We start from the raw sequence: 20,545 nt of genomic DNA, 5'->3' as shown, positions 1-20,545 counted from the left end.
GTCACTTGTGTTATTGGCATTCGTTTCTTTTATTTTCTTCTTTGAACCGGGTAGGCGTCATTCCTTTTACTTGTTTAAAGGAGGTGCTGAAATATCTCGGATAAGAAAAACCTACCTCGTAGGATATTTCGTTGATATTCATATTGGTATTTGTAAGCAGATAAACCGACTTCTCTATGCGTAGTTTATTGATATAGTCATTGACGCCCAATCCGGTTAGGAGTTTTACCTTATTATATAAAGACGCTCTGCTCATAGCCATTTTGTCTGTCAGAAATTTAATGGAAAGTTCCTCTCCGGCCATATTTTCATTAATAAGCATATTGAGTCTGGCGATGAACTCTTCATCTTCTTTACTGTTCTTCCTTTGAGTCTGTTCTGTTTCTGTGCTTTTTTCATTTGTTTCTTTTATCGGCATATTGGATGATGATGCCGTTGTGGGAATATTTTCTTCGATGGGTATTTTTTCTTCTTTATTCTTTAAAATGTCGTTTAATATGGCTTGCAGGAAATGGTTCATGTTGCCTTTCATGTGTTGTTCTTTTCGTTGGTAATAAATGTAGCCTATGCCGGCTGTGGCAATTATAAACAGGATAGCTGCTATGCCGATGAACCAGTTGGTTTTATACCAAGGAGGAGTAACGATTATGTTTATCAATTTTTGGGGAGGGGTATGATTTCCGTTTTTGGTATTGCAAGAAACCCATATTGTGTAGTTACCTGCGGATAGAGAGGATAAATTAAGTGTAGGATCGTAAGTTTCAATCAATTGTTTGCTTCTGCTTTCAATTATGTATTGAAGCAGGTATTTTTGGAATATGTCTCTGTTCTTTATTCGAAGGTGGAGGGAAAGAGAATTGTAGTTCCAGGGTACTTTTATCGTATTCTCTTTGATGTTCTTTAAGCAAGGGCTGCCGTTAAGAAGAATGTCGGACAGGTATATTTCTGGCATCTGGGTATCAGTATCGGGAATGTTTGTGTTGATTTTAACCAATCCTTCAGATCCACCTAGATAGATGTGATTTTTATTAGATTGTTTTTGGTATGCGAATAAAATTTCGTTGGATGGGAAACCGTCAGAACTGTTCCATATAGTAAATCTGTTTTCTTTGATGATATAAGAGTATAGCTGATTTTGCGCACAAATCCATAGACGCCCTTTTCCATCGGCTATGAGGAAGGATATGCTGTTGAATAGCTTGGTACGTATGCGGTGGTATTTCCGGCTTTTCAGATCGAAGAATCCAAGTCCTTTGTCGGTACCGGTCCATATTATATGATTGTTGTCGTAAGACATGGAAGTGATGGTCTCATTTTTTTCCAACTCGAATAGTAATCGGATGCTGTCATTTTGCTGATCTACCCAAAAAGCTTGGTGAGCGTATTTTAAGAGAGAGAATTTGTCATTGGAGTATGATAGACAAAGTGCATTATTAGAGAAGTCGTAGTGACGGTCTGTTTGCATCTTTGAAAATGTATGGTTATGTGTATTGTATGCATAGGCATTACGGCTGATTATGTATATTTTGTTGTCTGCCACCTGATTGGCTAGAGGAAGATGACCATAAAAACATTCTTTATAGTTGGTTTCTTTATCTATAATGGTGAAAGGACGATATTGCTGTGTCTTTTTATTGAACAGAAAGATGCCTTTGGTATATAAGGAAACCATTAATTCGGATTCGGATATTTCAGCAATGGAGATCACTTTATCTCCGTAGGTTGAGGGGAAATGAGTAAATTTGTCAGTAGACGGGTCGTATAGATTGATACCTCCTCCATCGGTTCCAATCCAGACTTTTCCGCTCTTCTCTTCGTAAAGGCTGATGATTGATTTTTCGCTGAGTCCGCTGGGATGGTTTAAGACGGCATCTTTATATGTCTTGATGTATGTTTCTTTAATACAGAATATGCCTCCTCGTACGCTTCCTGCCCATAGGTTTTCTTCTTGGTCTTTGTAGAGCAAGGTAATGGAGTTGACCGGCAGTGAAGAATAGTCTCCCACTATGTGTTGAAGTTGTGAGAATTGTTGAGTATGGGGATCAAACAGGTTGATACCGCTTCCGTCTGTTGCCAACCATAGCTTGCCGTTGTGTTCTGTTATATCTAAAATATAATTGTTGTTTAATCCGGAATTTGTCTGAGTATAGTGTTTTTGGATTTTTCCAGTTGAGTCATAGCAATAAAGTCCAGATCCGTAAAAGGATGTGTAGATATGCTGGTCAAGGGTTGTATATAACGATGTCAGCAGGTTGGAGCTGCTTGGAATAAAAAGACTGAATTGTTGGGTTTGACGGTTATATAAGTAGATTCCTTTTTTTCGGGTACCTACTAAAATATTGCTTTTATCGAGATAGACCATTTTTTGAATTCTATAATCTACCGCGTTGATGTTTTCTTTCCCTTTTTGTTTAAGGTGAATGGTCTTTGCCTTTCTGCTGTGATAATCGTAGCAGTAAATGGTATTTTCACTGCCAAACCATATTCCGCCTTCTATTTTGATAGAAGAATAGATAGCTTGGGGGATGGCGGTTGTGAATCGGTCTTGTTCGTCATCATAGAGGGCTAACCCTTTTGGAGTTGCTATCCAAAGGTTTCCTAATGAATCTTCGGTCAGATGATTGATATAATTGCTAGGCAGAGAATGGGGATCGTCCGAATAATGCTGGTAGGTTTTTATTCCTTCTTGAGTATAACTGTTCAATCCATTTTGAGTTCCTATCCATAAAGTACCTTTATGGTCTAACAGAATGGATTGGGCGGTAGATTGAGAAAGTCCTTGCTCTATGGAGAGCTGGGTGAATGAATAATGGACATTGTGTTCGGAGGAGAACAGTTTTGTTTCTGTCCATAAGCATAAAATGATAATTAAGGTCCGATACATTGTAATTTTATTTTCTGCAAAAATACATTTTTTTTCTTTTGATAAGAATTGGGAGGTTGTTTTTTCAGTATGAAGCAATAAGAAAATAAGATGTTTTTTATCAAAAAATTGAGAAATAGTTCCTTGTTAGACAGGATTGGACTTGATTTATACAATTTTTGACCTTTCCAGTTGGTAAATAGATTAAGTTTGTGCAGTTAAATTTTTGAAATAAGTTTTGTGAACCAAAATTAATGTAGTATGAAAAATGTTATACTTTTATTATTGTCTGTATGTGGTATGTTTGCTTGTACCCATACGCCAAAGTGGGAATTAGTGTGGGAGGATAACTTTGATGGTGCGGAGCCCGATACCACAATATGGAGCCGCATACCTCGCGGCAAACCTGATTGGCAAAATACTCAGTCGTTCGATGACCGTTGTTATGAAATGCGTAACGGCCTTTTAATATTAAAGGGAATTGTGAATGATAATATGGATGTAGATACGGCGAAGTATCTGACTGGGGGATTGTGGACAAAAGACAAGCACGCTTTTCATCGGGGACGTATTGAAGTGAAGGCCAGATTGCATGGGGCGAAAGGGGCATGGCCGGCTATATGGACTTTGCCTTATGAAACCGATAAATATGATTGGCCTATGGGAGGGGAGGTAGATATTATGGAACGCCTGAACAATGATTCCATTGTTTATCAAACCGTGCATTCACACTATACTTATACATTGGGAATAGAGAATAATCCGAAACATGGAAGCACTACGTCTATCAATCCTGAGGACTTTAATATATATGGGGTGGATTTCTGGCCGGACAGTTTGGTGTTTCATGTGAACGGAAAACGGCATTTCGTTTATCCTCGTATCGAAACAGAGCAAGAAGGGCAGTTCCCTTTTGATATTCCTCAATATTTACTGATTGATATGCAATTAGGAGGTACTTGGGTAGGACCTGTGGATTCTACGGATTTACCTGTGGAGATGGAAGTGGACTGGGTACGTCATTATCAATGGAAATGAAGTAATTCTGGTATTTGTAATTATGATGATATTAGTGATAAATAACCTATTAACTCAATTAAATTTGAAATTATGAAAAGACAAAGGCAAAAATTATTTCGCGTGTTTTTAGCGGGCGTCCTGATGCTGTTTTCTTTTATGGCATATGCACAGGAGCGTACGGTGACAGGTAGGGTGTATGATTCATCCGGTGAATCTATTATAGGAGCCAGTGTAGTGGTGCAGGGTACTATGCAGGGAGTGGTAACAGATATGGACGGTGCTTTTCAGTTGAAGGTGCAACCTTCCCAGTCTTTGGTGATTAGCTTTTTGGGATACAAAGATGTGATCCTGCCGGTAGGAAATAAAAATGATTTTAAAATTATTTTGGAAGAAGACTCTAAAAAGCTGGACGAGGTAGTGGTGGTAGGATACGCTACTCAGAAGAAAGTGAATTTAACAGGATCTGTCGCTTCCGTATCGGCAAAAGATATTCAGGATATTCCGGTGGCCAATACAACTACTTTGTTGCAGGGGCGACTGCCGGGGTTGGTACTGACTCAAAACGGTGCGCAAGCCGGTAATGATAACCCGGAAATCAGAATCCGTGGTATTGGTACCTTTGGTAATAATAATCCGATGGTGTTGATTGACGGGGTGGAAGGTAGTATTTCACAAATAGCAGAGATACCTTCTGCCGATATTGAGAGCATTTCTGTACTGAAAGATGCGGCATCGGCAGCTATTTACGGTGTACGTGCTGCCAATGGCGTTATTTTGATCACTACCAAGCGGGGACAAGCATCAAGCAAGGTGAAGGTTTCGTACTCAGGTAGTTATACTTTGCAGACACCTGGTATTGTTCCCGACTATGTGGATAGTTATAATTGGGCTTTGATGAAGAATGAAGTGAATTCCGGAACGTTCTCACCGGAAGCTTTGCAAAAGTTGAAAGACGGATCCGATCCGGATCATTATGCAAATACCAATTGGCTGGACGCAGTATTGCGCAATGCTAGTATGCATCAGCATCATCTGTCTGTATCAGGAGGTAATGAGAATACCCATTTTATGACTTCGGTGGCCTATTCCAATCAGGATGGTATCATGATGAAGACAGGAGTGGAACGTTTTTCATTCCGTTCGAATATTGATACTCGTTACAAACGTTTTACTTTTGGATTGAACTTATCCGGTAATAAGAATAATGTGACCGCACCTGCTGTAGCACCTTCCGGTGAAGGCGGAATCATGCGTTATGTATCTTGGTTCACTCGTCCTACTGTGCCGGTGATGTATTCTAACGGGCATTACGGTTATGTAGATGGTTCGTCATTGAGTGCCGAACTGATGAAGAATCCCGTAGAGTCAATGTCTTTAGGGCATCGCAGCAACGAGTATTGGCGTTTTAACGGTAAGGCGTTTGCCGGCATTGATTTGTGGGACGGATTGAAGTTCCAGACCAGTTTTGCTTATGCTTTTGATTTGAATGCAACGAAATCTTACTCTCCCAAATCTCCAGCCCGTTATGATGCAGAAGGAAATATTAGAAAAGCAGCGGGAGAAACGAATAAGGAGGAGGATTATTGGTACCGCAATGCGACATGGACAAATGAGAACTTGTTGACTTATAACAAGCAATTTGACAAGCATAATGTTAGTGTGCTGCTGGGACACTCTGTCATTGGTTCGCGCTTTTATAGAACAACTGCTTCCATACAAGGGTTTCCTACAGAAAATATTTATGAGCTTGATGGAGGAACAATTAATCCGGGGGCAAAAGGCAATTCGGAAGAATATAAACTCCAGTCATTTTTTGGCCGTGTGAATTATAGTTACGACGACCGTTATTTGTTTGAGTTCAATGTTCGCCACGATGGCTCGTCACGTATGCCTAAAGCCAACCGTTACGCTACATTCCCTTCCGTATCAGGAGGATGGGTGTTCTCGAATGAAGAGTTTATGAAAGACTATAAAAACTTCTCCCTTGGAAAGTTACGTCTGTCATGGGGTAAGCTGGGTAATCAGGAAATCGGTAATTATGCTTATGCGGCTACTTTGGGTGCAAGCGGAAATTATTTCTTCGACCAGAATGGAGACAAACAGGCCGGTATGGTACAGACTTCTGTCCCGAATGAAAACATCAAATGGGAAACGACTCGTTCTATCAATGTGGCCCTTGACCTTGGATTTTTTAATAATAGAATACAGACTACTTTTGAATGGTTTGATAAGAAAACTTCTGATATCTTGATGCAGTTAGCTATGCCGGGCATATTCTTGGGCTCTCTTAATGCTCCTTATCAGAATGTGGGTGCTGTCCGCAACCGTGGTTGGGAGTGGAATGTGAATTACTCGGATAGTAAAGGCGACTGGGCTTGGAATGCAGGGTTCAACCTGTCACACGTGAAGAATGAAATTCTGGAGATGGGCGGTCTGGAAGAAACAATAAGCGGGCAAACAATCAATCGTATTGGTAATCCTATCGGCGCTTATTTTGGATATAAAGCAATTGGTATTTACCGTACAGAGGCTGATCTACAGCGTACTAATTCAAAAGGGGAAGTCATTAAACAAAATGGTGTGGCTCCCAAATTGGGCGATATCATGTATGCTGATTTAAATGATGACGGAAACATAACTGCAGATGACCGTGACATTATAGGTAATCCTTTTCCTAAATACTCTTATAGTTTCAACTTGGGGGCTTCTTGGAAGAACTTTGACTTGTCTACTTTTTGGCAGGGAGTAGGAGGTATTTACCGTTACAGTTGGGAGACTTCTACCGATATCCGTGGTAACTTAACCGAACGCTGGCTGGATCGTTATTCTGCCGACAATGTAAATGCTTCCATGCCGGCATTAGGCAATACGATGAATGATTCCTATTCCTCATTCTGGTTGGAGAATTCCAGTTACTTGCGCTTAAAGAACTTGGAGTTCGGCTATACATTCCGTCAGCCGGGGCTTGCCAAAGTGGGTGTTTCCAGTATCCGTGTCTATTTTGCCGGAAGTAATCTTTTGACATTTACGTCTTTGAAAAACTGGGATCCGGAAAAAACATCAGGTGATGCCAGAAACGACGTACATCCCAACATGCGCACTTATTCATTTGGGTTAAATATTCAATTCTAAATTATAAGGAGGATATACATTATGGTAAAGAATACAAAAAATATATGCAGAGTTTTATTTTTTTCTGGAATGTTATTGGTTACCAGTGCATGCTCAGATAGTTTTTTGCAGACGGATTCTCCGAATCAGCCTTCTCAGACCACTTATTGGCAGACCGAATCGGATGCATTGATGGCTTTGACAGCCTGTTATGATGCCATGCAGAGCCAGAATTTATATGACGACAACATTGATGGCTGGAAGTTTGGATTTTTGGGACGTGAAACCAGTACGGACAATGGAGACCACACATGGGGTGACTGGATGCTGGGAAGTTCTATTTCGAAATGTGCGTCTTCTACTACTGATGAATGTTTCTCTATGTATTGGAATGCCAATTATGAGGTAATTAAGCGTTGCAACATGTTGGTGGAGAATGTGGAGCGTATTCCGATGGAGGCAGAAAAGATAGATGCATACAAGGCGGAAGCCATAGCACTGCGGGCTTTGATGTATTGTAATCTGACTTCCGTGTTCCGCGATGTTCCCTATTTGACGAGACCTTTAACCTTGGCCGAAGCACAGGCTCCTAAAACGGAACGTAGTGAGATTGTTTCGTCTTTGTTGGAGGATCTGAAGACTTGGATTCCTAAAATACCGGTTATAGGGAAGGCTCAAAAGGGACGTATGTCCCAAGAGGCGGGTTATGCCATTATGGGACGAATCGCTCTTTTTAATCAACGTTGGGACGAGGCGATAGCTGCTTATAAAAATGTAATAGGAAAAGTACAGCTGTTTAAGTCGGGCGATGGAACTGATTATGCTGCCAATTATGCTGATTTGTTTAAAGAGCAAAATGAAACGGCTGAGGAAGTGTTACTGAGTGTTCATTTTAAAGGTCCGGGATTGGGTGAAGGAAGCTGCTTTGGGGTTTGTTGGTCTGCTCCGATGAATGCTATTGAAGGTTCTATGAACTTGTGTGATGATTTTTACTGTATAGATGGGCTGCCTATCGACAAATCACCTTTATTTAAGGGAAATCTTGCTCAAGGAGCTCACACGAAGGCTAATCCGGATATGGGACGTTATGAGAATCGTGATCCTCGTATGAAAGGCACATTGATGTTGCCGGGCATGGAATGGAACGGAAAGTTGTATACTAATAATTTGCCGGCAAGTTCTACCTGTTGTATTCGTAAATGGTACACTCCGGAAGATACGGCCAATGAATATGACGGTAGTCTTGATTTCTATGTAATCCGTTATGCAGAAGTGCTTTTGTCACTTGCTGAAGCTATGATTGAGAAAGGTGGCTATCCACAGGCGGAAGTGACAGGACCTATCAATGAAGTTCGTGCTCGCGTCGGTATGCCGGCGGTAGAAGCAGTGGAAGGAACTAATTTGAATAAAGAAGAATTGCGCGCTATTGTGCGTCACGAACGCCGTGTGGAACTGGCTTTTGAAGATTTACGCTTTGCTGATCTTTACCGTTGGGGCGAGTTTGAAAGTGCTCAAAAACGTATGCAGAAAGATCAGTCGTTCTATGGCTTCGGAGTAGTTCCGCGAGGCAACCTTCGTGGTGCGCAAGATCTGGTCTGGCCTATTCCGCAAGGTGAAATAGACACGAATCCGATGTTGGAGCAACATAGTGAATGGAAGTAAGAATGGTTGATTTGTTATTTTCAATATAACTGTGATGAGGTAAGAGATTGTAAAAAGGTATTTTCTTGAAGGGCAAGTATGTGGCTGATAAGGCTGCAACTTGTCCTTTGTCGTTTGTATGCTGTTATATATGTTTTATTTCATAATGTGGCATATTTTGTTAAATTACGAAGTGGTGTTATTTCTCTTTTCATCTCTTTGTTTTATCTTTGTCACTGAATATTATAAGTAATAACATAAGTATATGAAGAAAAAGAATGTTTTTAAATGGTGGGGAGTCGTTTTGTTGTTGTGTATGTGTTCTGTCCATGTTGAGGCGCAGGATTTGAAGTCTATACTGACAGGAGTGGCAAAGGCGGTAATTGGTGACAAGGCTACTACGGCTCGTTCTATTGTGGGTACGTGGTCTTATCAGGCTCCCGAATGTCAGTTCGCGAGTGATAAGTTGCTGGCAAAGGCTGGTGGAGAGGTGGCAGCCAAGGAAGTGGAAGAAAAACTACAGACTGTATATGATAAGACAGGTTTGACTGGCATTAAGTACACTTTCAAGGAGGATGGCACTTATTCATATATATTAAAAAAACGTACGGTAAATGGCACTTACGTTTTTGATGATGAAGCTAAGACGATTACTATGAAAAGCAAGTTGGGCATACAGACGGTAGCTTATGTGACAGTGACAGGCAACAGTATGAGTCTTGTATTCAATGCCGATAAGTTGATGTCCATTCTAAAGGTGATTACAGGAGCGGCTTCCAAAGTAAATTCCACGGCTGCCACTCTCAACAGTGTGGCTGAAGCTTATGACGGGCTAATGTTAGGATTTGAATTGAAAAAGTGAATGTCTTTTTATTAAAGACAGGGGAGCAGGTGTTTTATAGATTGATTAACAAGTCATGATTGAAACTGATGCTTAAAGATAAAGAAGGTGTGTCGTCAGCCAGCCCTTCCGGTCTTTTGAACTCCATGGTGGCGGAAAGATTGATTTAGTAATTCTTTTTTTCTTGGTCCGGATTCGTAATAACTTCTTCGTCTTCCGGATGACTCCTGTTGTCTTCCTCTTCCTCGTCAATGAAAAGTTCCGGTTGTTGGGGGCCTTTGTGTCTGAACAATATGGCTGCGGCTATTCCGGCCGCAGTGCCCCCTAAGTGTCCCTCCCAAGAAGTGGTGGAGGAGGCGAATTGCGGGAACATGTTCCATACCAGACTGCCATATAGAAAGGTGACAAGCAACGACAGGGCTACTAAAGGGACATGTTTGCGGAGAATACCACTGAAGAACAGAAAAAAGGCGAGTGAATAAATTATACTGCTGGCACCTATATGCCATCCCGGCTTGCCTATTATAAATGTAAGTATTCCACTGACTATCCAGATGAAAAAAAGTATACCAATGCCCAAATCACGATAAAAGTAGAGCAGACACCATAATAAAAAAAGAAGAGGAAGAGTGTTCGCAAATAAATGTCCCCAATCGGCGTGTATCAACGGAGAAGTGAAAATCCCCATTATTCCTTTGGTTTCTCTAGGATATATGCCCCAGGTGATAAAATCCCAATTCATGACACTTTCCATAGTACGCAGGGTGTACAGAATGAAAAGAAGTAATAACGGAAGAGCAAAAGCCAATAGAATTTTTTGAATTTCAAGTTTCATTTTGTCATAATTATGCTGATTTCTGTGCAATACTACGGATATTTGAGCGAAAAAAGAAAAATATTTTGCTATTTAATTTTGCTTTATTCATTTAATTACTAATTTTGAGCGTTGCATACAAAAATAATATGTGACATAAATTGAAATGGAAATTTGATTTATAACCTTAAAATAACAACTATGAGTTACTTACGATTTGACAAGACTCTTATGACGAACCTCGGGGAATCATTGCCGAAAGAAATTCTCCGCACAAACCGTTCAGGGGCCTACCATTGTACAACCATTGTTGACTGCAATACGAGAAAATATCATGGATTGCTCGTTATTCCGGTACCTGAGCTGGATGATGAAAACCATGTATTGTTATCGTCGTTGGATGAGACAGTGATACAACACGGAGCTGAATTCAATCTGGGGCTTCATAAGTATCAGGGCGACAACTACAGCCCCAGGGGACACAAGTATATCCGTGAATTCGAGTGTGAGAAAGTTCCTACTACCATATATAGGGTAGGTGGTGTGGTCTTGAAGAAGGAAAAGCTTTTCGTTCATCATGAAAATAGAATTTTAATCCGTTATACTTTGCTGGAGGCACATTCAGCCACTACGTTGCGTTTGCGTCCGTTTTTGGCTTTCCGCAGCGTACGTCAGTACACTCATGAAAATGCACAAGCCAGCCGCGACTATCAGGAAGTGGATAATGGAATCAAGACATGTATGTATCCGGGCTATCCCGAATTATATATGCAATTGAACAAGAAGAATGAATTCCACTATCAGCCGGATTGGTACCGGGGTATTGAATATCCCAAAGAGCAGGAAAGAGGTTATGATTTTAATGAAGATTTGTACGTTCCGGGTTATTTTGAGGTGGACATAAAGAAAGGCGAAAGCATCGTCTTCTCAGGAGGTGTGTCCGAGTCCACTACCCGTACATTGAAGAAAACTTTTGAAGAGGAGGTGGAAGAACGTACTCCGCGTGATAATTTCCAGCACTGTCTGATAAATGCTGCCCATCAGTTTCTGAATAAACAGGGAAATGAATCTTATATCCTGGCAGGATATCCGTGGTTTAAATGCCGTGCCCGCGATATGTTCATTTCTTTACCGGGACTGACATTGGCGATTGATGAAGTGGCCAAGTTTGAGATGGTGATGGAAACGGCCCGTAAGGCGATCCATGACTTTATCAATGATGAGCCTGATGATGTTAAAGTGTACGAAATGGAGCATCCTGACGTCTTGCTTTGGGCGGTGTGGTGTATTCAGCAATATGCCAAGATGGTGTCGCGTGACCAGTGCCGTGAGAAATATGGTACATTGCTGCAGGACATGATGGAGTATCTTCGCCGGGAGAATCATCCGAATCTTTTCTTGCACTCTAACGGTCTGCTTTATGCCAACGGAACAGAGAAGGCTATCACATGGATGAATTCTACCGTAAACGGACGTCCCGTGATTCCTCGTACAGGCTATATTGTAGAAATCAATGCCTTGTGGTATAATGCATTGCGCTTTACCGGTGATTTGTTGGGCGAGGGTGGAAACAATAATTTGGCTGATGCGTTGAATGTATTGGCCGAAAAGGCTGGAAAGTCATTTGTGGATACTTTCTTGAATGAGTATGGTTATCTATTGGATTATGTGGATGGCAATATGATGGACTGGAGCGTGCGTCCGAACATGATATTTACTGTCGCATTCGACTATTCTCCGCTTGATACTCGTCAGAAGAAAGGGGTGCTGGACATTGTGACTAAAGAACTGCTTACACCGAAAGGACTCCGTTCGCTCAGCCCGAAGAGCGGTGGTTATAATCCGAACTATGTAGGCCCTCAGATGCAGCGTGATTATGCATATCATCAAGGTACCGCATGGCCTTGGCTGGCAGGCTTCTATTTCGAGGCTTACCTCCGTATTTATAAGATGAGTGGTGTAGGATTTGTAGAACGTCAGCTGATAGGCTACGAAGACGAAATGACTTCTCATTGTATTGGCTCTATACCTGAACTATTTGATGGTAACCCGCCTTTCAAAGGTCGTGGAGCTGTATCATTCGCTATGAATGTGGCAGAGATATTGCGGGTGTTATATTTATTGAGTAAATACAATTATTGAAAGGAGGGACCTGTATGAAAGTATTAATGTTTGGATGGGAATTTCCTCCCAAAATATATGGTGGCCTTGCTGTAGCATCTTACGGTATAACAAAAGGTTTGAGTCTGCAAGGTGATATGGAAACAACTTTCTGTTTGCCCAAACCTTGCGGTGACGAAGAAAAGTTTCTGAACATTATAGGCATGAACCAAGTGCCCATTGTGTGGCGTGATGTGAATTATGATTACTTAAAGTCACGCCTTTCGACTTCGACTCCGGAACAGTATTATGCTTTCCGTGATCATATCTATTCTGATTTCTCGTATATGCACGTCAATGATCTGGGGTGTATGGAGTTTGCCGGCGGTTATCCGGGAAACCTTCATGATGAGATCAATAATTTTTCTATTATTGCCGGTGTGGTTGCGCGCCAGCAAGAATTTGATATTATCCATGCGCACGACTGGCTGACTTATCCGGCTGGTGTGCATGCCAAGCTGGTAAGTGGCAAACCTTTGTGTATCCATGTACATGCTACTGATTTTGACCGTTCGCGCGGTAAGGTGAATCCTACAGTATATGCTATGGAAAAGAATGGCATGGATCATGCCGACTGTATTATGTGTGTGTCCGAGCTGACCCGACAGACAGTTATTCACCAATATCATCAAGATCCGCGTAAATGTTTTGCCATGCACAATGCCGTTTATCCGCTTTCGCAAGATTTGCTGGACATTCCTCGTCCTGATCATTCGAAAGAAAAAGTGGTGACTTTCTTGGGGCGTATCACGATGCAGAAAGGACCCGAGTATTTTGTGGAAGCTGCCGCATTGGTCTTGAAGCGTACCCGCAACATCCGTTTTGTAATGGCAGGATCAGGAGACATGCTGGACGCTATGATCAATCTGGCTGCGGAACGAGGTATTGCAGACCGTTTTCACTTCCCGGGATTCCAGCGTGGGCGTCAGGTTTATGAAGCATATAAAAACAGTGATGTGTTCGTAATGCCTTCCGTGTCAGAACCTTTTGGTATCGCTCCTTTGGAGGCTATGCAGTGCGGAACTCCTTCTATCATCTCAAAACAATCGGGTTGCGGTGAAATTTTGGATAAAGTAATCAAGACCGATTATTGGGATATCAACGCAATGGCCGATGCCATCTATTCAATTTGTACGAATCCTTCCCTTTTCCAATATCTGCAGGAAGAAGGAAAGAAAGAGGTGGATGGTATTACATGGGAGAAAGTCGGTTTGAGAATCCGTGCCCTCTATGAGCAGGTGTTAAAAAACTATGGTAAATAATAAAACAATAATTAGGATATGAAAACAATATGTCTTTATTTTGAAATACATCAAATTATCCATCTGAAACGCTATCGTTGTTTTGATATAGGCCGTGATCATTATTATTATGATGATTATGAAAATGAACGCAGTATCAGTGATATAGCCGAACGTTCCTATATTCCTGCGTTGAGTACCTTGATTGAAATGGCAAAGAATTACAGTGATACTTTTAAGGTGGCTTTGTCTATTTCGGGTGTGGCGTTGGAACAGTTGGAAGTACATGCGCCCAGTGTGATCGAGTTGTTGCATCAGTTGAATGAGACCGGATGTTGTGAATTCTTGTGCGAGCCTTATTCTCATGGTCTTTCCTCTTTGGCTAATGAAGATTGTTTCCGCGAAGAGGTGGAACGTATGCGTACCAAGATCAAACAAATATTTGGCAAGGAGCCGAAAGTATTCCGTAACTCTAGTTTGATCTATTCGAATGAGATTGGCGCTACGGTAGCTGATATGGGTTTTAAAGGTATGTTGACTGAAGGTGCAAAACACATTTTGGGTTGGAAGAGTCCGCACTATTTGTATCATTGCGCCATGAATCCGAACTTGAAGTTACTGCTTCGCGATTTCAAACTGTCTGATGACATCAGTCTGCGTTTCTCTAATTCCGAATGGAGTGAGTATCCGTTGTTTGCCGACAAATATATAGATTGGATCGCAGCTTTGCCGGAGGAGGAACAAGTTATCAATATATTCATGGAACTTTCTGCTTTGGGCATCGCCCAGCCATTGTCTTCCAATATTTTGGAATTTATGAAAGCGCTGCCTGTCTGTGCAAAAGAAAGAGGGGTTACTTTCTCTACTCCGACCGACATTATTACCAAACTGAAATCGGTGGATCAGGTGGATGTCCCTTATCCCATGTCATGGGTAGACGAGGAACGCGATATCAGTCCGTGGTTAGGTAATGTGATGCAGCGTGAGGCCTTCAATAAACTTTATAGTGTGGCGGAACGTGTTCATTTGTGCGATGACCGTCGTATTAAGCAGGATTGGGATTATTTGCAGGCAAGTAATAATTTCCGCTTTATGACCACTAAGAATACTGGTATTTGGTTGAATCGTGGAATCTATGATTCTCCGTATGATGCTTTCACCAATTACATGAATATTTTGGGTGATTTTATAAGTCGTGTGAATTCATTGTATCCGGTGGATATGGATAACGAAGAATTAAATTCATTGCTTACTACCATTAAGAACCAGGGCGAGGAATTGGTGGCTTTGAATAAGGAAGTGGAAAGATTGCAGGCTAAACTGGAGAAAGCTGAAGGTAAGAAGGCTCCTGCCGTAAAGAAAGAACCTGCTGCCAAGAAACCTGTGGCGGCAAAGAAACCAGTGGCAAAGAAGCCGGTTGCCAAGAAAGCTGCTTCGAAGAAAGAAGAATAACAGAAATAGTATAAAGGACTTAAGAATTCACCGTTGTGCTTTCGGAAAACTGGTTTTAAGGTTGGAAGAGGCGGAACGGTGTTTTTCTATATAAAAGTTTGCCGCATTGAATATTTTATTTACCTTTGCCAATCTCAGATACGAAAAAACATGAAACAATTGTGCCAAAATAAACATACGATACGTTTCCGCTATTGGAGCCGGAAGAAGTACGCTATGTTTTATAGCTTGGGCAAATGTGTAACTATTGGTAATCTGAAAAAGGAGATTGCCGATGTATCGTTGGGTAAACAGGCAAATGTTTGCACGGCATTCTCTGTTTGCTCTTCCGCACGGAAAGAGGATGCTGGAGAGGAATATGAAGAAGGAATGGTCCCTGTTGAATCTATGCTGCAAATGCTTCGGATCCAACTGCCTCAACCCCAGGTGGCTGATGTGATTTGTCTTTTTTATTTAAATAAATATTGTTTGCCGGAAAGATGTGCCATGCATCTTTTCGGCTTTTTTTGTCTTAATATGAACTGTATATGATGCTGAATGAAATAAGAAACAAAGTGTTGGGCGGTGAGAAGATTACCGTAGAAGAAGCCCGTTGGCTGTCCTGCAAGGCAGAGAAACAGGACTTGTATGATGCGGCTCATGAGATAACACGGGTTCTGGCTTCCCGGAAATTCGATATGTGTTCCATCATCAATGCTAAATCCGGTAAATGTCCTGAGAATTGTAAATGGTGTGCACAGTCTGCACATTATAAAACAAAAACGAATGTTTATGATTTGGTTGGGAAGGAAGAATGTCTGCGCCATGCTTTGTATAACGAAGCGCAGGGAGTATCCCGTTTTTCTTTGGTGACCAGTGGCAGGAAACCGGGTAGCTGTAACATGGACCGGCTATGTGAGACAACAGAGTATATTTGTGCGCATTCGCATATTCGGTTATGCGCTTCTTTAGGATTGCTGGATGAGGCGGAATTGGGACGGCTGTTTAAGGCAGGTATCACCCGTTATCATTGTAATCTGGAAACGGCTCCCTCTTATTTTTCATCTCTATGTTCTACTCATACACAAGAACAGAAAATAGAAACGTTGCAGGCAGCACGCCGGGTGGGGATGGATGTATGCAGCGGAGGAATCATCGGCATGGGCGAAACAATGGAACAGCGTATTGAGTTTGCTTTTACACTGAGGGAATTGGAAGTACAGTCTATTCCTATAAACCTGTTGCAGCCTATACCCGGCACTCCATTGGAAAAAATGGATCGTCTTGCAGAGGCGGAGATTCTGACAACCATCGCTTTATTTCGTTTTATCAATCCCACAGCCTTTCTTCGTTTTGCCGGAGGGCGTTCACAGATGAGTGTGGAAGCTGTAAAGAAAGCATTGTATATCGGTATTAATTCTGCCATTGTGGGAGATTTGCTGACTACATTAGGTTCCAAAGTATCAGAAGATAAAATATTGATAGAAGAGGTCGGGTATTCGCTTTGACACATTATAAAGTTATTATAACAATAAGGAAGTAATATATGGAAAATTTTGACAGGGAGCATTTATGGCATCCTTATACATCGACTACTCATCCGCTACCCACTTATAAAGTAAGACGGGCGGATGGAGTATATATAGAATTGGAGGACGGAAGATGTTTGATAGAAGGGATGTCTTCGTGGTGGTGCATGGTACATGGATACAATCATCCGGTATTGAACCAAGCGCTCAAGAAACAGATAGACCGTATGAGCCATGTCATGTTCGGCGGATTGACACACGATCCGGCCATCGAATTAGGCAGGTTGTTGCTGAAGATTGTTCCTCCCCGTATGCAGAAAATATTTTATGCTGACTCCGGTTCGGTTGCGGTAGAAGTGGCACTGAAAATGGCCGTGCAATATTGGTATGCGCAAGGGAAGGAAAAGAAAAATAATTTTGTAACTATTCAGTCCGGATATCATGGAGATACGTGGAATGCCATGTCTGTTTGTGATCCGGTGACCGGTATGCATCATATTTTTGGCCCTACATTGCCTGTGCGTTATTTTGTTCCTGCTCCCCGGTCGCGCTTTGGCGGAATCTGGTATGAAGAGGATATAGAACCCTTGAAGGAAATATTGGAACAGCATCATGAAAAAATGGCCGCATTGATTCTGGAACCTATTGTACAAGGGGCGGGCGGAATGCGTTTTTATCATCCTGAGTTTTTACGTCAGGCAGAGAAACTTTGCAGGCAATATCGGCTGTTGTTAATCTTTGATGAGATAGCGACAGGTTTCGGAAGAACGGGGAAACTGTTTGCTTGGGAGCATGCGGGTGTCCAGCCCGATATCATGTGCATAGGTAAGGCACTGACCGGTGGATACATGACTTTCTCTGCTGTCCTTGCCAGTGATGATGTGGCTGATACCATTTCCGGCGGTTATCCGGGAGTCTTTATGCACGGCCCTACTTTTATGGGAAATCCGTTGGCTTGTGCCGTAGCGAAAGCATCCGTGGAATTGTTGCTTTCATATAGTTGGGAGGAAAAGGTAAAGGCTATTGAATCACAGTTGAAGAGGGAGCTGGCCCCCGCTGCTTTATTGCCGCAGGTGGCTGATGTGCGTGTATTGGGAGCTATCGGGGTTATTGAAGTGAAGAAACCGGTAGATATGGCTTTTATGCAACGTCGTTTTGTCGAAGAAGGAGTATGGGTACGTCCTTTTGGAAAACTGGTGTATATCATGCCGCCTTTTATAATTCAGCCGGAAGAATTGAGCAAATTGACGCATTCACTGGTAAAGATAGTAGGAGAATTAAAAGAATAAGTGATAGTATTGGGAAAAATAGAAAAAATGAATTCATTAACAGACTGGGAAAGGGAATTAGCCCTGCTTGAAAATAAAAGTAATCTTCGCAGGCTGCCTGTTATCCGCCATTTGGGAAGAGAGGTGGAGGTGAATGGAAAAGTGATGCTTAACCTTTCATCCAACGATTATCTGGGATTGGCTGCTTACCTGCCATTACGTACGGAATTTTTGCAAAGTCTTACTCCCGATACCTTTCTTCCTTCCTCTTCATCCTCTCGCCTGCTGACAGGAAATTTTGATATCTATGTTCAGATAGAGGATTTGCTTGCCCGACTGTTTCGGAAGGAAAGCGCGTTGGTTTTTAATAGTGGTTATCACATGAATGCCGGTATTCTTCCTGCAGTGAGCGATGTTCGTACATTGATTCTTGCCGATAAACTGGTACATGCCAGCATTATTGACGGCATTCGTTTATCGGCGGCCAAGTGTATCCGGTACCGGCATAACCGATACGACCAATTGGAACAGTTGCTGGCTTCCAATCATGCCGGGTATGATAGAATAATTATTGTAACCGAAAGTATTTTCAGTATGGACGGTGATGAGGCCGATCTTCGCCGTTTGGTCACTTTGAAGCAACAATATGATAATGTATTGCTATATGTGGATGAAGCGCATGCTGTAGGGGTGCGGGGAATGCATGGCTTGGGGTGTGCGGAAGAACAGGATTGTGTGGCTGACATCGACTTCTTATGTGGAACTTTTGGTAAAGCGTTAGCCTCGGTAGGAGGATATATTGTTTGTTCGAAGACCATCCGTGATTATTTGGTCAATAAAATGCGTACATTCATATTTACAACGGCTCTTCCTCCTGTCAATTTGCTATGGACATTCTTTATCTTGGAGCATTTGGACAGTTTCAGTTTCCGGAGGGAAAGGTTGAAAAAAATATCCTCTCTTTTGAAAGACACGTTGGTAAAGAAAGGATACGCTTGTCCTTCTACCAGCCATATTCTGCCAATGACGATAGGCGATAGCGGTGATACGGTGTTAAAGGCCGATTTCTTGCAGCGTAAAGGTTTTTATGCGTTGCCGGTGCGTCCTCCTACTGTGCCTGAAGGAACATCGCGTATCCGTTTTTCGTTGACAGCGGATATTACTGAAGAAGAAATAAAAAGCCTGATAGAATTGATATGAAACATTATTTTATACAGCAAAAGCATCTTCCCCGATTGACACTTTTTTTTGCCGGTTGGGGAATGGATGAATGTCCTTTCATGGATTATTGCCCCGAAAATAGCGATCTGTTGGTTTGTTATGATTATCGTTCGCTGGATTTTGATTTCACGCTGTTGCAGGGTTATCAGGAGATTCGTCTGCTAGCCTGGTCTATGGGAGTATGGGTCGCGTCTATGGTATTGCAGGATATGGACTTGCCCATTTGTGAGAGTGTTGCTTTGAATGGCACGGTAACTCCTGTCGATGATTTGAAAGGTATTCCGCAGCAAGTTTTTGAAGGAACCCTGGAAGGCTTGAATGAGGTTACACTGGAAAAGTTTATCCGCAGGATGTGTTTGAAAAAGGAGAATTTGGAAACATTCTTGTCGAAACGTCCGCAACGTGCGGTAGAGGAACTGCAAGAAGAGCTTCGGAGGATTGGAGAACAGGTAAAATCTTGTGCTGTTCCCAGTTTTGCATGGGAACGGGCTGTTATAGGCAAGAATGATTTGATTTTTACGGCGGTCAACCAAAAAAATGCATGGACCGGGACGGAAGTGGCAGAGTATGATATTCCTCATTATTCAGAAGAAATAATGAGAGATTTGTTATGTCCGTCTGTCATTTAAAATGAAAACGTATGATTAATAAGCAATTGATAACCCGTCGCTTTTCCCGCGCTGTAGAGAGTTATAACCGTGAAGCGTTGGCACAAAAGCAGATTGCATACCGCATGAGTGATATGCTAAATCATTATTTGCCCCGTCCGTGCGGCCAAATATTGGAAATTGGTAGCGGGACGGGCTTTCTTACCCGCAGGCTAATGGAAACCCTCCATCCTGAAAAACTGGTGTTGAATGATATTTGTCAGGAAATGAGTACTTGTTTCACCGATTTGTTGGGAAACGGGCGGACTACCTTTCTAGCAGGGGATGCCGAGTCCCTTCCTTTTCCAAAAGGACAGGATTTAATTGTATCATGCTCGGCATTACAGTGGTTTGTTTCTCCCGAGCTGTTTTTTGAACGTTGTAATACTTTGTTGAAGCAGAAAGGATATTTTGCTTTTACTACGTTCGGCAGGGATAATCTGAAAGAAGTTGCATCGGTCACCGGCAGTGGTCTTCACTATCGTTCTTTAGAGGAATTAGAAGAAGCGTTGCGCATACACTATGAGATCGTGAAGACTCATGAGGAACGTATCTGTCTGACTTTTGGCACTCCGCTTGAAGTGCTTTATCACTTGAAACACACCGGGGTGGCTGCTGTCAGGCAACAAGCGTGGACTAAAAGGGATTTGCAGGACTTCTGTGACAAGTATGCCCGTTTGTTCAGTGATGGTCATTCGGTGACTTTGACTTATCATCCTATTTATATTATAGCAAAGAAAAGACAATAGAAATAAAAA

At 42.0% G+C, this 20,545-nt stretch carries 15 protein-coding genes; 13 read left to right on the top strand and 2 right to left on the bottom strand.

The genetic code is table 11. From position 1 onward, the window contains the following. Nucleotides 1–10: 10 nt before the first annotated feature. The gene (locus tag ACYQ0C_RS13830) at nucleotides 11–2,884 is read right to left on the bottom strand and encodes a two-component regulator propeller domain-containing protein (RefSeq protein WP_016276016.1); all 2,874 of its coding nucleotides are present in this window, start codon (nucleotides 2,882–2,884) and stop codon (nucleotides 11–13) included. A gap of 240 nt (nucleotides 2,885–3,124) precedes the next feature. Here ACYQ0C_RS13830 and ACYQ0C_RS13825 point away from each other — a divergent pair, with 240 nt between their 5' ends. The 4 genes from ACYQ0C_RS13825 (at nucleotide 3,125) to ACYQ0C_RS13810 (ending at nucleotide 9,497) form a co-directional block, all read left to right on the top strand. After that, nucleotides 3,125–3,901 carry a glycoside hydrolase family 16 protein gene (locus tag ACYQ0C_RS13825; RefSeq protein WP_016276017.1) on the top strand — a complete coding sequence of 259 codons (777 nt, stop codon included), beginning with the start codon at nucleotides 3,125–3,127 and terminating at the stop codon, nucleotides 3,899–3,901. Nucleotides 3,902–3,973: 72 nt separating this feature from the next. Beyond that, nucleotides 3,974–7,015, top strand: coding sequence for a SusC/RagA family TonB-linked outer membrane protein (locus ACYQ0C_RS13820; protein WP_016276018.1), 3,042 nt, complete (start codon nucleotides 3,974–3,976; stop codon nucleotides 7,013–7,015). A 69-nt stretch (nucleotides 7,016–7,084) separates the two neighbouring features. Beyond that, nucleotides 7,085–8,656 (top strand): RagB/SusD family nutrient uptake outer membrane protein, encoded by a 1,572-nt coding sequence (locus tag ACYQ0C_RS13815; protein WP_016276019.1) that lies wholly within the window; start codon nucleotides 7,085–7,087, stop codon nucleotides 8,654–8,656. Between the two features lie 244 nt (nucleotides 8,657–8,900). After that, nucleotides 8,901–9,497 (top strand): DUF4923 family protein, encoded by a 597-nt coding sequence (locus tag ACYQ0C_RS13810; protein WP_016276020.1) that lies wholly within the window; start codon nucleotides 8,901–8,903, stop codon nucleotides 9,495–9,497. A gap of 145 nt (nucleotides 9,498–9,642) precedes the next feature. Here ACYQ0C_RS13810 and ACYQ0C_RS13805 read toward each other — a convergent pair whose 3' ends face one another. Then, nucleotides 9,643–10,311: a rhomboid family intramembrane serine protease gene (locus tag ACYQ0C_RS13805; RefSeq protein ID WP_025076618.1), complete on the bottom strand. Its 669-nt coding sequence runs from the start codon at nucleotides 10,309–10,311 to the stop codon at nucleotides 9,643–9,645. A 180-nt stretch (nucleotides 10,312–10,491) separates the two neighbouring features. Here ACYQ0C_RS13805 and ACYQ0C_RS13800 point away from each other — a divergent pair, with 180 nt between their 5' ends. From ACYQ0C_RS13800 to bioC, 9 genes are all read left to right on the top strand, one after another. Next, nucleotides 10,492–12,432, top strand: a complete 1,941-nt coding sequence (locus ACYQ0C_RS13800) for a glycogen debranching enzyme N-terminal domain-containing protein (protein WP_016276022.1) — start codon at nucleotides 10,492–10,494, stop codon at nucleotides 12,430–12,432. A 14-nt stretch (nucleotides 12,433–12,446) separates the two neighbouring features. After that, a complete protein-coding gene (locus ACYQ0C_RS13795; RefSeq protein WP_007838297.1) occupies nucleotides 12,447–13,712 on the top strand; it encodes a glycosyltransferase in 1,266 nt (421 codons plus the stop codon). Nucleotides 13,713–13,730: 18 nt separating this feature from the next. Next, the gene (locus ACYQ0C_RS13790) at nucleotides 13,731–15,143 is read left to right on the top strand and encodes a glycoside hydrolase family 57 protein (protein WP_016276023.1); all 1,413 of its coding nucleotides are present in this window, start codon (nucleotides 13,731–13,733) and stop codon (nucleotides 15,141–15,143) included. A 150-nt stretch (nucleotides 15,144–15,293) separates the two neighbouring features. Then, complete coding sequence (locus ACYQ0C_RS13785; RefSeq protein WP_016276024.1) at nucleotides 15,294–15,674, top strand: hypothetical protein; 381 nt, start codon at nucleotides 15,294–15,296, stop codon at nucleotides 15,672–15,674. After that, nucleotides 15,671–16,630, top strand: coding sequence for a biotin synthase BioB (gene bioB, locus ACYQ0C_RS13780; RefSeq protein WP_016276025.1), 960 nt, complete (start codon nucleotides 15,671–15,673; stop codon nucleotides 16,628–16,630). Before ACYQ0C_RS13785 ends, bioB begins: the two co-directional genes overlap by 4 nt. 38 nt (nucleotides 16,631–16,668) lie before the next feature. Next, on the top strand, nucleotides 16,669–17,940 hold the full coding sequence (gene bioA / locus ACYQ0C_RS13775) for an adenosylmethionine--8-amino-7-oxononanoate transaminase (RefSeq protein WP_016276026.1): 1,272 nt from the start codon (nucleotides 16,669–16,671) through the stop codon (nucleotides 17,938–17,940). 27 nt (nucleotides 17,941–17,967) lie between these two features. Further along, nucleotides 17,968–19,119 (top strand): 8-amino-7-oxononanoate synthase, encoded by a 1,152-nt coding sequence (locus ACYQ0C_RS13770; protein ID WP_025076619.1) that lies wholly within the window; start codon nucleotides 17,968–17,970, stop codon nucleotides 19,117–19,119. Further along, nucleotides 19,116–19,769: a DUF452 family protein gene (locus ACYQ0C_RS13765; protein ID WP_016276028.1), complete on the top strand. Its 654-nt coding sequence runs from the start codon at nucleotides 19,116–19,118 to the stop codon at nucleotides 19,767–19,769. The genes ACYQ0C_RS13770 and ACYQ0C_RS13765 overlap by 4 nt, the downstream gene beginning before the upstream one ends. Before the next feature lie 11 nt (nucleotides 19,770–19,780). Further along, the gene (gene bioC / locus ACYQ0C_RS13760; RefSeq protein WP_016276029.1) at nucleotides 19,781–20,536 is read left to right on the top strand and encodes a malonyl-ACP O-methyltransferase BioC; all 756 of its coding nucleotides are present in this window, start codon (nucleotides 19,781–19,783) and stop codon (nucleotides 20,534–20,536) included. The last annotated feature ends 9 nt before the right edge of the window (nucleotides 20,537–20,545 follow it).

Source organism: Phocaeicola sartorii JCM 17136 = DSM 21941 (genome assembly GCF_054653615.1).
This window is presented reverse-complemented; position numbering and strand designations above follow the sequence as displayed.

Excerpts from the sequence above, each read along its gene's own strand:
- ACYQ0C_RS13830 (WP_016276016.1), bottom strand. The coding sequence starts at position 2,884 with ATGTATCGGACCTTAATTATCATTTTATGCTTATGGACAGAAACAAAA.
- ACYQ0C_RS13825 (WP_016276017.1), top strand. The coding sequence starts at position 3,125 with ATGAAAAATGTTATACTTTTATTATTGTCTGTATGTGGTATGTTTGCT.
- ACYQ0C_RS13820 (WP_016276018.1), top strand. The coding sequence starts at position 3,974 with ATGAAAAGACAAAGGCAAAAATTATTTCGCGTGTTTTTAGCGGGCGTC.
- ACYQ0C_RS13815 (WP_016276019.1), top strand. The coding sequence starts at position 7,085 with ATGTTATTGGTTACCAGTGCATGCTCAGATAGTTTTTTGCAGACGGAT.
- ACYQ0C_RS13810 (WP_016276020.1), top strand. The coding sequence starts at position 8,901 with ATGAAGAAAAAGAATGTTTTTAAATGGTGGGGAGTCGTTTTGTTGTTG.
- ACYQ0C_RS13805 (WP_025076618.1), bottom strand. The coding sequence starts at position 10,311 with ATGAAACTTGAAATTCAAAAAATTCTATTGGCTTTTGCTCTTCCGTTA.
- ACYQ0C_RS13800 (WP_016276022.1), top strand. The coding sequence starts at position 10,492 with ATGAGTTACTTACGATTTGACAAGACTCTTATGACGAACCTCGGGGAA.
- ACYQ0C_RS13795 (WP_007838297.1), top strand. The coding sequence starts at position 12,447 with ATGAAAGTATTAATGTTTGGATGGGAATTTCCTCCCAAAATATATGGT.
- ACYQ0C_RS13790 (WP_016276023.1), top strand. The coding sequence starts at position 13,731 with ATGAAAACAATATGTCTTTATTTTGAAATACATCAAATTATCCATCTG.
- ACYQ0C_RS13785 (WP_016276024.1), top strand. The coding sequence starts at position 15,294 with ATGAAACAATTGTGCCAAAATAAACATACGATACGTTTCCGCTATTGG.
- bioB (WP_016276025.1), top strand. The coding sequence starts at position 15,671 with ATGATGCTGAATGAAATAAGAAACAAAGTGTTGGGCGGTGAGAAGATT.
- bioA (WP_016276026.1), top strand. The coding sequence starts at position 16,669 with ATGGAAAATTTTGACAGGGAGCATTTATGGCATCCTTATACATCGACT.
- ACYQ0C_RS13770 (WP_025076619.1), top strand. The coding sequence starts at position 17,968 with ATGAATTCATTAACAGACTGGGAAAGGGAATTAGCCCTGCTTGAAAAT.
- ACYQ0C_RS13765 (WP_016276028.1), top strand. The coding sequence starts at position 19,116 with ATGAAACATTATTTTATACAGCAAAAGCATCTTCCCCGATTGACACTT.
- bioC (WP_016276029.1), top strand. The coding sequence starts at position 19,781 with ATGATTAATAAGCAATTGATAACCCGTCGCTTTTCCCGCGCTGTAGAG.